This is a genomic window from Legionella sainthelensi, assembly GCF_900637685.1.
Taxonomy (GTDB): domain Bacteria; phylum Pseudomonadota; class Gammaproteobacteria; order Legionellales; family Legionellaceae; genus Legionella; species Legionella sainthelensi.
In genome coordinates this window covers 3,603,213-3,615,959 of record NZ_LR134388.1, presented here as the reverse complement: position 1 = coordinate 3,615,959, position 12,747 = coordinate 3,603,213, and the positions used below count along the sequence as shown (strand labels likewise).

Genomic DNA, 12,747 nt, shown 5'->3' with positions numbered 1-12,747 from the left:
AAAAATGAACGGATTTGACGATTGCGTAAGTTAAATAATATTTTTCTAAAATCTGATTAAAATGACTTAATTTTATGCGATACCATACTCACATACTGCATTTTTTATCTGTAATTAAACCATTTGTGGACTTAATCTAGCGGACTCTAGTTTCCGTGCTTTCAAACTCGGAAACTAGATACAATAAGATTATTCCTAATTGAGAGGGGAGGATTTTTAACGACATGTACCCAGAGATGGTTCTTTAGCGCCAAACCCGGGCATCTGGTCTTTTTTAGAGTCTGTAGGAAACTGAGAGAAGAAATGATGTGCATAGGTTGTTAGTTCTTTTAATCTTTCGACTCCACGCTCAATAGTTATATCTTTACTCAGTTTTAATCGTTTTATATTTATGGGAAGGCTCTCTAAAAGTTCGGCCCTTTGAATGTCTGTTTTTGTCTCAAAACCATGACCGCTTAAATCCAGATAAGTAACGGTTTCCGGTATATTTTTTAATACGGCTGACAATTCAAGCATGCTTAACTTATCAAGACCATTATAACTTAAATCTAAACGCGTTAACGACTGGGGTAATGCCTTAAAAATTTCCGATATTTCCTCTACTGTTTTGTTGCCTAATTTATTCCAGGCAAATTGCATTGAGGTAAGGTTTGATTTTAATGCGCTAAGTGCATTAATAAGCTCCAGGGTTGCGCTTAGGCCTAGATCATTATGACTTAAATCTAAGATTGCTAAGTGCGCATGTACTGAATGAAGCACTTCCACTAGGCTTCCATTTTTATGAAGTTTAAGCTTATTGAGATGTAAATGAAGTTCCTCTACAGTCTCTGGAATGCTTTGAAGGATTTTAGTCAATTGTTTGTAGTGTTGATGGCCAAAACCATTGTTGCTCAAATCGAGTGATTTTATGCCGGCAGGTATTTTTGAGATCGCCAAAGAAAGATCTTCTGGTGATGCTAAATTGAGTTCATTTCCACTTAAGTCAAGGAAACGTTCGTTCCTTGGTATGGATGTTATTGCGGTGAGCATTTGATTTAATGATAAATCTGATATATTTAGTCGCATAAAATTTCCTAAACTATGAAATTACAATTCAAAACGTATTTTTGATTTAATATATAACGCTTTGTGTTGTTAAGGCGCAAGGCTGTATATTTTATGATCATTTTGTGGGTTTTGCAAATATAAATTTCGCTATTTAAGTTTTGTAGTATTTTTGTCTATGGATAAGTGAGTTATTTCTCTTTGTTTATCAGGTCAATCACACTGAAGAGATGTGCCTGGAGATCGATGGATGAAATGGCTTTATGGGAGCTTAGAAAAACGCGAGTAAACAAAAGCTATAGATAATAACAATCGATGTGAATTAATTTGGAAATAGTTGATGAGTGCTATTCAAGTAACTTTAGAACCTTTTCAGGAGGGCGGCCTATTACCGCTTTATTCTTAAACGTGATAATGGGGCGTTGCATTAAAATAGGCTCTTTCAACATTGCTTGCAGCACAGCATCTTCGTTATCTAAGGAGAGTCCCAATTCTTTAAAAATAGGTTCATTGACACGGACAAAGTCTTTGAGGGCAAAGTGAGCGCGTAATACCTTCAATTGTTCCAGGCCTAATGGCGCTTTAAGATACTCAATAATGATAGGTGTAATTCCTTTATTTTGAAGTAATTCCAGTGTTTGTCTTGATTTAGAGCAGCGAGGATTATGATAAATTGTAATTTTTTGCATGTTTTTTTTTAATAGATTGACTTCTGTATTTAACTATAACATTAAAATCAAAAGCTAATAAACCCCGGATTAGTTGGGACTAATACGGGATTTATAGGAAAAACAATTTGAATCAGAAAGGCATGCCAGGAGTTGTCTGATTTATTTTTTGTGCAGAGTCTAAAGAAGCACTTAATGTTTGGATAAATGTTTCAGAAATGCGTGCATGTTCAGGGAATATGCCTGCATAAAAACTCAGATCTTCAATTGCTTGAGTAACAGTATCTTTTTTATACTTTTGGACATAACCGATATCTTCAAACATGTGAGTTTGATTGTCCAATGCTGATAAAATATTTTGTATGCATCGATGATATTTTGCAATCAGGCTAGGAATGTGAGTCTCATTGTGGAATAAACCAAAACCTAATGAAACAGTACGAATGATGTTGTCTAATCTAACAACCTTTTTATTCCAATATTCATTGCAGCGCTCTTCAAATATCGAGCCTTTAAATTTCATTTGAGCATCTCCACGGTTAAGTTTTTGGATAATATAAAGTCGCATTATTAAGAAAACCTTAAATATGGTTAAAGTAATTGCATATATTTGCTACAACTTAAGCGGCGAGGCGATAGATACATTATAATTAGTACCACATAAAACAAGGTCAAGGCTTAGGAAAACCCATTAAAAAATAAAGATTTTGTCATTTACTAAATCATCACCTCATGAATCCTCCCTTGCTCTTTGTGGTGGATGTCACTCACAAAAAATATGTTCGAGCCTATGCTGCAGAGTTAAATACAATGATTAAACCGATCCTATGAGAGGGGTTACTGCCATTAAGTTAAGGAAAAAAGTAGGTTGGACTCAGGTCAACCCTCATGTTGAAGTGAATAAAAGTAAATTATTTAATCAGGATGGGAACCTAAATACTCAATATAATAGGGAAGATAGTGATAAATCTCTAATCCTGTCGAATGTATTCTTTGATTAGAGGTATAGGGTCATCTATCAAAGATAAATTCAAGTGCACAACAGCTGCAACGAGCCTAATCAATTGCTTGAAAATAGAGTTCTAGCCTGTTTTAATAGGAGTCTTTGATAAGATAATGTAAAATATGAGCTTAACTCAACCAAGAAGAATAGCCTGCTGTATATTATGTATCATAATCAAGTATTTATAGCGGTTATTAATTCCTAAGTTTTATAAGCTCAATGATCTTTTAGGAGCGACGAGAAGTATGGAAGGTGCTTTATTCTGCTTAATTCTACTTTTTTTAACAGTATTATCTGGGGTTATTACACGTATTGTTCCTAGATTACCACTCCCATTGCTTCAAATAGTCTTGGGGTGTGTGATTGCATTTTTATTACCTAATATTCATGTAAAATTGAATCCTGAACTTTTTATGCTGTTGTTTATTCCTCCTCTACTATTTAATGACAGCTGGCATTTTCCTAAACGCGAATTTTTACTTTATACCAGACCTATAGTGACTTTATCTATTGGATTGGTTTTTTTTACGGTAGCAGGAGTTGGCTACTTAGTGCATTGGTTAGTTCCTGTTATACCATTACCTGCGGCGTTTGCCTTGGCAGCAGCACTTTCTCCAACAGATGCTGTGGCGCTTAGATCAATGACTAAAGGGGTACGCATTCCTGAACGAATTATGCATATTCTCCAAGGTGAAGCCCTATTAAATGATGCCTCTGGTCTGGTCTCATTTAAACTGGCCGTTGCTGCGATGCTGACAGGTATTTTTTCATTCAAAAGTGCTCTATTAAGCCTTATCTTAGTTGGTTTAGGTGGCATGACTGTTGGCGCGATTCTTACCTACGCCTTTATTTCAATTCTTGGAAAATTAACTCATAACAGCACCCATGAAACAACTACTGAAAATTTATTATTATTACTTCTCCCTTTTACTGTTTATCTTGCTGCTGAAAAGTTAGGTTTTTCAGGAATATTAGCTGCTGTTTCCGCTGGCTTTACTATTGATAGGGCTGGCTTTTTGGACAGAACTTTAGCCACCATGCGTATTGAAGGCCATTTTGTCTGGGGTGTTTTAGACATTACCTTAAATGGGATTATTTTTATCCTTTTAGGATTATATTTACCTAAGTCAATCAAATTAATTGCCGACACCGGCTATAGTTTATCAGAGTGCATTATAATTGCAGTGATTATCACTGTGACATTAATATTGTTGCGTACATTATGGATTTATATAACATTGCCTTTCGAAGCTTTAATTTCCAAGCGTAATCAAACTTCCTGGCATTTTCCGAGCTTAAAAATAATCAGTACAATCTCTTTGGGGGGGGTGCGCGGTGCTATAGCCTTGGCAGCAATTTTATCATTACCTCATTACCTACATGATGGAAGTGCTTTTCCAGCAAGGCACTTACTCATTATTCTTGTTATAGGTGTTGTCCTTTGTTCCTTATTAATAAGTAGCATTATTTTGCCATTGATTACCCCTAGTTTGAAAAAACTCATCCATAAACCAAGCCAAGATGAGGAAAAGGAAGCTGTTATTGCATTGACTCTTGCGGCAATGGAAGCGATTAAAACCAAAATGAAAGTATTATCCGACGAAGTAAGTGAAAAAGAAAAGGAGCTCTGCCATCAAGTAGCGCATAAGCTCATGGATACTTTTAATCAATTTATCATATCAAATCATGGTACAGAAAGTGAAAGGTTGGAAAGCATTTCTGCTTTAACCTTTGAGCGGCAATTACGATTTGCGGCTTTAGAGGGAGCACATCAAGAATTACGTACTTTAAGAAAACAAAGAAAAATTAATAATACTACAATGATGAAAATTATTGCCAGATTAGATTTACGCCATATTGCTTTGCTCAATGAACATCAGACCATGCTTGAAAAGTAAACGTTGAATAAGAATTTGAAAAGCTGGTGGGCCTATCAGAAAGTTGGGCATCTACTTTGAGTTAATTTATTGCTGGGGTTCTTGCAAAATTCCTGCATCTTTGACCATTTGCTCATAAATTAAAACCAAAGCGGCACCTTGATGCGCTTCTAAACTAATTTCAGGTAATCGTGTGCGATTAAAACAAGAGGTCTTACCTGGAAATGAAAGGTGGGTGTCATGAAGCTCCCATTGCAAACCCTGTGAAGAAAGGATAACTGTTGGTATTCCTATTAACGAAATTTTTGTGTGCACAGGTAATAAAAAGTTTTGTTGCGATTTTTCTTTGAGTACAAAACCTCTGACCGGTGGTGCGTATAAAAGACAATCTGTTGTCATAAAGATATTGATGTTATTTAGTATATGATCTAAAAACCCCCCGTTTACTCCAACAACGATTGCGGGCAGTAAGTGATTATCGCTTAAGTATTGCATGGCTTTTTGATAATCACTGCTTGTTTGATCGGGCAAATGCAGGAAAAGGCTGCTTTTTAAAATAGAACTGTTGATAGAGTCTAAATCTCCGATAATTAATTGAGGATGAATACCTAACTCAAATAAACGGTTTGCTGCTCCATCAGCAGCAATGATGGGTAGATTCACCTCACTGAAAAAATCGGGCCTGGGTAAATCACCGTTAAGGCATAAAATTGATCGATACGCTTTTAAATTAAGTACATCGGGCATCATAATGTCGTTTTAGTAGAATAAGCAGTAAACTGATAATTAAGCCAACTACATTAGAACTGATTACAAAAAAAGAATTCGTACTGCTCCCATAAATAATCCATGCCAAAGAACAGACTAGGTAATTAATCAACATCATCATAGAAATGTCTTGAGTTGATCGAGTTTTTAAAGATTTAACAATTTGTGGTAATAAACCAATAAACGATGTAATAAAAGCAACAACACCTGAAAGCATAACAATTGACACATTTTCCTCCGCTCAGACTAATGAGATCAGGTTCAAAGGGTTGGTGGATCCTCTCAGCCAAAATAGTGAAACAGGCACCCCTAATGTATAATTATTATTCTACCATGAAAGACTTTAACAGCAAATGGAGAATGAGTGAATGATGGGATTAAACCGAGAAAATATCACTGTTTTGCACCTTCATCATTCTTTTTTGCTGGGCATAATGCTGCATCAAATACTTCACTGACATTTTTTGCAAAGATAAATTTCATCTCTTTGCAGACTTTATCAGGTAAATCCTCTAAATCTTTATCATTGCGTTTAGGAAGAATTACCGTTTTTAAGCCGGCTCGATGGGCAGCAAGAACTTTTTCTTTAATGCCGCCAACAGGGAGCACTCGGCCTCTTAAGGTGATTTCTCCTGTCATTCCAACCTCGCTTTTGATGAAACGATTGGTCATCAATGAAGCAAGTGCTGTTGCCATCGTAACACCAGCACTAGGACCATCTTTGGGGATTGCTCCTTCCGGAATATGAAGATGAATATCGCTTTTTTCAAATTCTTTATCATCTATTCCCAATTGATGTGCTTTGGAGCGAACATAAGAAAGTGCTGCTTGAGCAGATTCTTTCATCACGGTACCCAATTGGCCAGTCACTGTAAACCCTTTAGACCCTGGCATTTTTGTTGCTTCAATAAATAAAATATCGCCCCCGCCTACGGTTACTGCAAGACCGATTGCAACACCTGGAATAGTGGTACGTTCCGCAATTTCAGAATAATACTTGGGTTTGCCAAGTAATTCTATAACTTTGTCCGGTGTGATGGTGAGGGATTTGGCTTTCTTCTCCGCAATAAGTGTTGCCACTTTACGACAAATGGCGCCTATCTCCCGTTCTAAATTGCGGACACCTGCTTCTCGTGTATAATCATGAGTTATTAATAAGATCGCATCATGCTCAAATTGAATTTCTTCTGGCATTAAACCATTTTCCTTAATTTGGCGCGGGATGAGATAGTTTATTGCGATATGTAACTTTTCATCATCTGTATAACCAGGAAGAGTAATAATTTCCATACGATCACGTAGCGCTGGCTGAATGGGATCAAGTTGATTCGCTGTACAGATGAAAATGACTTGCGACAGATCAAAATCTACATCAAGATAATGATCACAAAAAGTGTTATTTTGTGCGGGATCAAGGACTTCAAGCAAAGCTGATGAGGGGTCGCCGCGAAAATCAGCTCCGACCTTGTCTATTTCATCCAGCATCATTACAGGATTACGTGATTGTATACGCTTAATGGACTGAATAATTCTTCCAGGTAACGCACCAATATAAGTACGTCGATGTCCGCGAATTTCTCCTTCATCATGCATCCCACCTAATGAAAATCGGATAAATTTTCTAGAAAGCGCCCGCGCAATAGATTGTCCAAGAGATGTTTTGCCGACGCCAGGTGGCCCAACAAAGCAAAGAATAGAGCCTGTATATGATTTATCGTTACGCTCAAGACGAAGTTTATGTACCGCTAAATACTCAAGTATTCGTTCTTTTACTTTTTGCAAATCATAATGATCCTCATCAAGTATTTTTCTTGCGCTGTTGATGTCAAGATTATCTTCAGTTGCTTTATTCCAAGGTAATTCAACTAACCAATCTAAATAGGTTTTAGTCACTTGATACTCGGCGGCAGAGATAGGCATTGTTTTCATTCGATTGAGTTCATGAATGGCTTCTTTTTCGGCTTCGTCTGACATCTGTGCTTGGGTAATTTTATTTTCATATTCTCTAATTTCAAGAACTTGTTCGTCCTCTTCGCCCAGTTCTTTTTTTATCTGCCTTAGTTGCTCTCGAAGCATGAAATAGCGTTCAGTTTTATCAAGTTCATTTTGTGCTTGAGATTGGATTTTTTTTCCTAATTCAATAATTTCTATCTCTCGAGTTAAAAACATATTGAGTTTTATAAGCTTATCCTCGACTTTATCCAATTCCAATAATTCCTGTGCGTTTTTTAATTCCAATCTAAAATTTGCGGCAATAAGATATACAAGTTGGCGTGGATCATTTGTATTAAGTGCGAGGGTGAACAAATCTTCCGATAAATGCGGTGTTAACGAAATTAAATGACGTAATAAGTCAATAGTATTTCGCATTAATGCCTCAATGTGTTTGTTTTTAGTATCGTGTTCTCTTGTAAGTTCAATCCTGGCTTTGAAATAGGGTTCAACAGAAGTAAATTCTTTGATACAAATTTTCTCTATTCCTCGTACGATCAATTGTACGGAGTTGTCTGATAAGTGAATAAGTCGGTGTATTACTGAGGCAGTGCCTATCTTATAAATATCGATAGGGCTTGGTTCTCCAACGGTATTATTTTTAATAGCCATTATACCTATGAACCGAGAAGAACTCATTGTTACGTCGTGGGCTAGTTTAATGGAGCGTGACTGGCCTACGTTAAGTGGCATAACTGTCAAAGGATAGATAACGGCTCCACGCAAGGTTAAAATAGGTAATTCGGAGGGGATGCTAAGTTCCTTCGCCTGTTGTTCTGCTTTTTCCTTGTTTGCTTGAATCTCCATAGAGACTCCTTATTTATTCTCCTTCTATTATTGGATTTTAGGATAATTATTGAACAAATTTCAGCTAATATAACTTTATTTTTTATTTTAAATTAACTAAAAAAGGGTCTTGATTCGCTATCAAGGTATTTATTATGAATCGATTGGACTAATTGAGGCATCCTGTTTTTTAGATTTAGGGAGAATTAAATATAAGTAACCATTTTTATAATTTACTGTGATGCAATCTAAATCATATAATCCTGTTATCAAAATTCGTATCTGAAAATTGCCATATGGAATCTCAAGGCAATGATAATTCAATTTGGCTTCAGTATCTATTCTTGTCCCTTGGATTGTTAGAATCTGATCCACAAATGAAATATTAAAATCATCAAGCGTCACCCCAGCGAGTCCAGCTTTTACAATTACAGCTCCATCCGTTTCGTAGATATCTGTTGATGAGCACCATAGGTTAGAGCAAGAATAAGTTTGTGAAAATCTTGTGATATCCAATGCTCGAGATATTTGTTGTCGGAATTCTTCAAATTCTGATCTGGCTCTTCACTGAAGGTGCGATATGCCATAACAGCTACTCCTGAAAAAATATTAAGCAGGATCAAATCTCATTTGAATATACTTTCTTGACAGTATAGTATTCCATTGAAACTTTTTCGTAAAAAGATAGAGTAAATGGCTTTAACCTAAGATAAATGAAAATCAAGGGCTATTGCTGTTGCCTGATTGGCTCATTGATTAATTGGTAAGTTCATGGGGTAAAACACAGTAAAAAAATGCTTATTCTACTTCCTTCAGTGAAAGGGGAGATCATGTTTTATGAAATTTGATACTGTTGTACTTGGTGGTGGTATTATTGGCGTATCGATTGCAATTCATTTGCAAATGCGAGGTCGAGAGGTTGCCTTGGTGGATTTGACCTCACCAGGAAAAGAAACGTCATTTGGCAATGCGGGATTAATTCAACGTGAGGGAGTATATCCCTATGCATTTCCAAGAGATATCACTTCTCTAATTAAATATGCGTTGAATTGCTCACCTGAAGTAAGGTATCACCTCGCATCGATATTAAGACTTACCCCTTTTTTGTGGAAATATTGGTTTCATTCGCATTCATCTCGACATGCAGAAATAGCCCGTTCTTATGCAACTTTGATCCAACACAGTGTCACGGAGCATCATTCTCTTGCTGAAGCCGCTGGAGTCAAGCATTTATTGCGCTCAGGAGGGTGGCTTAAGGTATTTAGGACAGCCAAAAAGCAGGAAGCAGAAATACGGTTTGCTGAAAAATGCCGGACCGAGTATGGTATCCAATTTAAAGAGATGGATGCTGCTTTATTACACCATGTTGAACCTGATCTTGATCCTTCTTTATTGGGAGCTCTTCATTACACGGAGTCTGAAGCAGTTAATGATCCAGGTGCCTTGGTCGCTGCATATGCACGTTATTTTGAACACCTCGGAGGCCGTTTTTTCTTTGGAGATGCGCTCACATTATCTGAACCATGGACAATTAAGACAGAGCAGGGACAAATTAATAGTGATTCCGTGGTAATTGCCTTAGGTCCTTGGTCAGATGTTGTATGTTCTCGGTTTGGATATCACTTTCCATTAGCAGTTAAACGTGGCTATCACATGCATTATGGCGTGAAAGAGAATGCAAGACTTATTCATCCAGTACTTGATTTTGAGAGAGGTTATTTAATCGCTCCTATGGCTCGAGGAGTTCGCCTAACTACAGGAGTTGAATTTGCAAGACGAGACTCGCAAAAAACTCCAGTACAACTTAATCAGGTAGAACCTATTGCGCGTACACTTTTTCCCATCACCGAACGACTTGATAAGTTTCCCTGGATGGGATGTCGGCCATGTACGCCAGACATGCTTCCAATTATCGGTCAAGCACCGCATCATAAAGGTCTTTGGTTTGCATTCGGGCATGGACATCATGGTTTAACTTTGGGGCCTGTTACTGGTCGTTTGCTTGCTGAGATGATGACTGGAGAACATGTAATCGTAGATCCATTACCATTTAGTGCGAGCCGATTTAATTAATTTATCTGTGTAGGCACAGATATTTACTGGCAATAAAAATTATTTTATCGGTTAGGTCGAACTGAGCCTCTTTATTAAAAAAACCCCGCTTATCTGAACGAGGTTTTTTGAAATTAACCCGAGGGATGTAAATAAGTTATTTCTAGCCACTAGTATAAACGGTACCAGTAGGACCAGCAGTTTCACCTCCACTTGAGCCGAACATGGTTGTTCCGGTGATTCCCAAAATAGAAGGTAGGAACAATAAAGCAGCAGAGATAAAAACCAGAGCAATTGGTGTTCCGATTGGGATTTGGGTTGGGTTATCTTTGTGCTGTTTAAATTTCATAATCGCACCAATAGAAAACGCTAAACCAGCTAAATAAGATCCTGCTGTTATTAGTTTAGTCAGGTTTGTAAATGATGAGGTAATTTGTGATGCCATGGCACCTACACTCATATCACCTGCAGCTGCATTTTGACTGACTAAAGCCAATACCCCCAAACAAACAATACTGGATAACCAATTTTTGTAATTTGATTTACTAATGACTTTATTTTTCACTTTTTGTCTCCTCAATTTAATTTACTACTATATTCTTCAATCCATTGATATGTTGTGTCATTGATGGGTGATTTCAATTTCAATCGAGCCATGACCAACATCCCCTCCCAAAACCAGTTAAGAAATTACCTGTTCTGTTACTTGGATTTCTTGAATACCTTATATTTGGATTGTTGCTCCACTACGATTCTTTGTTATTTAAGTCACTAGATTGATTCAGTTCATTCGGGTACTTTACGGACATAATTTATTCCCAATGTTTGTTCATATATAAATCATAGCAGCTAAATATAAAGTAATTATGATATTTTAATTCCAGTTTAGCATAGGGTATTCGTTTAAATCATGAGTCCTTAAGTTAATATTTAGTAAAAAAGGGTAGTAGTGATAAGATTGACGCTATAATTTAAAATAAATGGTTATGAAAATATGGATATAGTTGAAATAAAGTCATTTCTTGCTGTCATTGAATTCCGGTCTTTCACGCTTGCTGCTAAGAGAGTCCATATTACGCAATCAGCAATGAGCAAACGCATTCAAAAAATGGAAAATGAGTTGGGGGTGCGTTTATTTATTGTTGAGGGTTCAAAAATAACATTAACTGAAGCTGCAAGCCATTTTGTTCCTTATGCACGACAAATGTTAGCGGCGTACAATAGCGCAATAAAATCGTTTAAAGACGATGCCCAAATGTTGCAACATCATGTAGTCGTTGGTGCTACGGTATTTGTTTCCCATTATATTTTGCCGAGCTTTCTCAGTTATCTGAAAACGATAGACTCTTCGCTCATCATTCACATCAGAACAATGGCAGAACACGATATCGATGATTATTTAAACAAAGGAACAGTAGATCTGGTTATTAGCCCTGATCGCGATCTTCCTTCAAAAATTATTGCAACTGAGTTATGGCAAGAAAAGTATTATTATGTGGCCAATAAAAGCCATGAGTTATCTCAAGTCAATAGAGTATTATCGCTTGCAGATTTTGTAAACCATCCTGCTATTTTTACGCAAAAAAGTGGAGTGATTCGAGATAAGGTAGAAAGTGCTTTTAATGACAAGCAATTAAACTTAAATGTGGGCTTGGAGATTAGTACGCTTGATGCGATTAAAAGTCTAGTAGAATTTAATTTAGGTTGGAGTGTCTTACCAAGTAAATTGATTTCTAATCAATTAAAGATTCTGGATGTGGATACTAAAGACATAATACTTAATTTTAATGTCTTTTATCTTAAAAAGAGAATGGAAGAGCGTGCAATCACTAACTTTTTACATATTTTTGATAAATGGCAAGGTCAAAATTTATCGGATGAGAACAAACCTCTTAATGAGTGATAATGCATTACAAAACCTGATTACTTTAGGGGCGTATGAGTAATGATTCATTATGCAACACTCCCAAAGTAGTTACGCCTTGTTCTCTTAGCCAAAGATTTACCTGTTCTGGATCTGAATACATTGTCAGGTCAGTACGCATCGCTGATTGGCGGATCTTGTTTGTGATTTCTGCAGGTAGAAAATAATTTGAATAGTTTTTCTTTAGATGACCTTTCAATTTTTTTCCTTTGCAGGAATGCCAAAACCCTCCACCAATGGAGGCAGAAATACATACTTTCTCAATATCACCAAAACGTGAAAAACTAACCACCTTGTGTATTGAATGTTTGTGTACATAATGAGCCACATTAGGACCAAAAAAACGAGTTTTATTATAGCGCTCTTCTGCTAATGATTTTGGTTTAATAAACCAACCCCGTGAATGATGGCCTGCTTTTGTTTCTAAAAGCCCTCCAAAAAAGAACCAGGTTCCTTCATAACCCGAATTTTTTCCTGTAGATTGATACCAGGGATAATTGTTAATCACTGTAATGCGACGATAAGAGTTTCTATTAGGAAAATTAAATAGAATCATTGCATTATACGAGAGAGTATTCTTATCGGATTTTGTAGAAGTCATAATACATAAAACATCTTAAAGAGTAGGGGCTT

General features: G+C 36.6%; 13 protein-coding genes and 1 riboswitch. Of the genes, 3 read left to right on the top strand and 10 right to left on the bottom strand.

Going from position 1 to position 12,747, the window contains the following annotated elements:
• Nucleotides 1-216: 216 nt before the first annotated feature.
• The 3 genes from EL220_RS15860 to EL220_RS15850 all read right to left on the bottom strand — a co-directional run bounded on the left by EL220_RS15860 (nucleotide 217) and on the right by EL220_RS15850 (nucleotide 2,235).
• Nucleotides 217-1,065 carry a leucine-rich repeat domain-containing protein gene (locus EL220_RS15860; RefSeq protein WP_058390701.1) on the bottom strand — a complete coding sequence of 283 codons (849 nt, stop codon included), beginning with the start codon at nucleotides 1,063-1,065 and terminating at the stop codon, nucleotides 217-219.
• Nucleotides 1,066-1,391: 326 nt separating this feature from the next.
• On the bottom strand, nucleotides 1,392-1,733 hold the full coding sequence (gene arsC / locus EL220_RS15855; RefSeq protein ID WP_027271358.1) for an arsenate reductase (glutaredoxin): 342 nt from the start codon (nucleotides 1,731-1,733) through the stop codon (nucleotides 1,392-1,394).
• Between the two features lie 112 nt (nucleotides 1,734-1,845).
• Nucleotides 1,846-2,235, bottom strand: coding sequence for a hypothetical protein (locus tag EL220_RS15850; protein WP_027271357.1), 390 nt, complete (start codon nucleotides 2,233-2,235; stop codon nucleotides 1,846-1,848).
• Nucleotides 2,236-2,960: 725 nt separating this feature from the next.
• Between EL220_RS15850 and EL220_RS15845 the strand changes: the two genes are divergently transcribed.
• The gene (locus EL220_RS15845; protein ID WP_027271356.1) at nucleotides 2,961-4,613 is read left to right on the top strand and encodes a Na+/H+ antiporter; all 1,653 of its coding nucleotides are present in this window, start codon (nucleotides 2,961-2,963) and stop codon (nucleotides 4,611-4,613) included.
• A 66-nt stretch (nucleotides 4,614-4,679) separates the two neighbouring features.
• Here the strand turns inward: EL220_RS15845 and EL220_RS15835 are convergent, their stop codons facing one another.
• The 5 genes from EL220_RS15835 to EL220_RS19290 form a co-directional block, all read right to left on the bottom strand.
• The gene (locus EL220_RS15835; RefSeq protein WP_027271355.1) at nucleotides 4,680-5,339 is read right to left on the bottom strand and encodes a thiamine diphosphokinase; all 660 of its coding nucleotides are present in this window, start codon (nucleotides 5,337-5,339) and stop codon (nucleotides 4,680-4,682) included.
• On the bottom strand, nucleotides 5,323-5,589 hold the full coding sequence (locus EL220_RS15830) for a SemiSWEET family sugar transporter (RefSeq protein WP_027271354.1): 267 nt from the start codon (nucleotides 5,587-5,589) through the stop codon (nucleotides 5,323-5,325). Before EL220_RS15830 ends, EL220_RS15835 begins: the two co-directional genes overlap by 17 nt.
• A riboswitch (TPP riboswitch) is annotated at nucleotides 5,576-5,681 on the bottom strand. (Overlaps the previous gene by 14 nt.)
• A 72-nt stretch (nucleotides 5,682-5,753) precedes the next feature.
• Entirely contained in the window at nucleotides 5,754-8,159 is a 2,406-nt protein-coding gene (lon, locus tag EL220_RS15825) for an endopeptidase La (RefSeq protein WP_027271353.1), read from the bottom strand.
• Nucleotides 8,160-8,291: 132 nt separating this feature from the next.
• Nucleotides 8,292-8,543, bottom strand: a complete 252-nt coding sequence (locus tag EL220_RS19820) for an Hsp20/alpha crystallin family protein (RefSeq protein ID WP_051544740.1) — start codon at nucleotides 8,541-8,543, stop codon at nucleotides 8,292-8,294.
• A 23-nt stretch (nucleotides 8,544-8,566) separates the two neighbouring features.
• Complete coding sequence (locus EL220_RS19290) at nucleotides 8,567-8,725, bottom strand: hypothetical protein (RefSeq protein ID WP_232002501.1); 159 nt, start codon at nucleotides 8,723-8,725, stop codon at nucleotides 8,567-8,569.
• A gap of 250 nt (nucleotides 8,726-8,975) precedes the next feature.
• On the opposite strand from EL220_RS19290, the gene EL220_RS15815 reads away from it, so the two are divergent.
• Nucleotides 8,976-10,211, top strand: a complete 1,236-nt coding sequence (locus EL220_RS15815; RefSeq protein ID WP_027271352.1) for an NAD(P)/FAD-dependent oxidoreductase — start codon at nucleotides 8,976-8,978, stop codon at nucleotides 10,209-10,211.
• A gap of 142 nt (nucleotides 10,212-10,353) precedes the next feature.
• On the opposite strand, the gene EL220_RS15810 is transcribed toward EL220_RS15815, so the two are convergent.
• Nucleotides 10,354-10,755: a hypothetical protein gene (locus EL220_RS15810; RefSeq protein ID WP_027271351.1), complete on the bottom strand. Its 402-nt coding sequence runs from the start codon at nucleotides 10,753-10,755 to the stop codon at nucleotides 10,354-10,356.
• 429 nt (nucleotides 10,756-11,184) lie between these two features.
• Between EL220_RS15810 and EL220_RS15805 the strand changes: the two genes are divergently transcribed.
• A complete protein-coding gene (locus EL220_RS15805) occupies nucleotides 11,185-12,093 on the top strand; it encodes a LysR family transcriptional regulator (protein ID WP_027271350.1) in 909 nt (302 codons plus the stop codon).
• A 25-nt stretch (nucleotides 12,094-12,118) separates the two neighbouring features.
• On the opposite strand, the gene EL220_RS15800 is transcribed toward EL220_RS15805, so the two are convergent.
• Nucleotides 12,119-12,715: a hypothetical protein gene (locus tag EL220_RS15800; protein WP_027271349.1), complete on the bottom strand. Its 597-nt coding sequence runs from the start codon at nucleotides 12,713-12,715 to the stop codon at nucleotides 12,119-12,121.
• Between the last annotated feature and the right edge of the window lie 32 nt (nucleotides 12,716-12,747).

Coding starts and splice junctions, on each gene's coding strand:
- EL220_RS15845 (WP_027271356.1), top strand. CDS start 2,961: ATGGAAGGTGCTTTATTCTGCTTAATTCTACTTTTTTTAACAGTATTA.
- EL220_RS15835 (WP_027271355.1), bottom strand. CDS start 5,339: ATGCCCGATGTACTTAATTTAAAAGCGTATCGATCAATTTTATGCCTT.
- lon (WP_027271353.1), bottom strand. CDS start 8,159: ATGGAGATTCAAGCAAACAAGGAAAAAGCAGAACAACAGGCGAAGGAA.
- EL220_RS15805 (WP_027271350.1), top strand. CDS start 11,185: ATGGATATAGTTGAAATAAAGTCATTTCTTGCTGTCATTGAATTCCGG.
- EL220_RS15850 (WP_027271357.1), bottom strand. CDS start 2,235: ATGAAATTTAAAGGCTCGATATTTGAAGAGCGCTGCAATGAATATTGG.
- arsC (WP_027271358.1), bottom strand. CDS start 1,733: ATGCAAAAAATTACAATTTATCATAATCCTCGCTGCTCTAAATCAAGA.
- EL220_RS15860 (WP_058390701.1), bottom strand. CDS start 1,065: ATGCGACTAAATATATCAGATTTATCATTAAATCAAATGCTCACCGCA.
- EL220_RS15800 (WP_027271349.1), bottom strand. CDS start 12,715: ATGACTTCTACAAAATCCGATAAGAATACTCTCTCGTATAATGCAATG.
- EL220_RS15815 (WP_027271352.1), top strand. CDS start 8,976: ATGAAATTTGATACTGTTGTACTTGGTGGTGGTATTATTGGCGTATCG.
- EL220_RS19290 (WP_232002501.1), bottom strand. CDS start 8,725: ATGGCATATCGCACCTTCAGTGAAGAGCCAGATCAGAATTTGAAGAAT.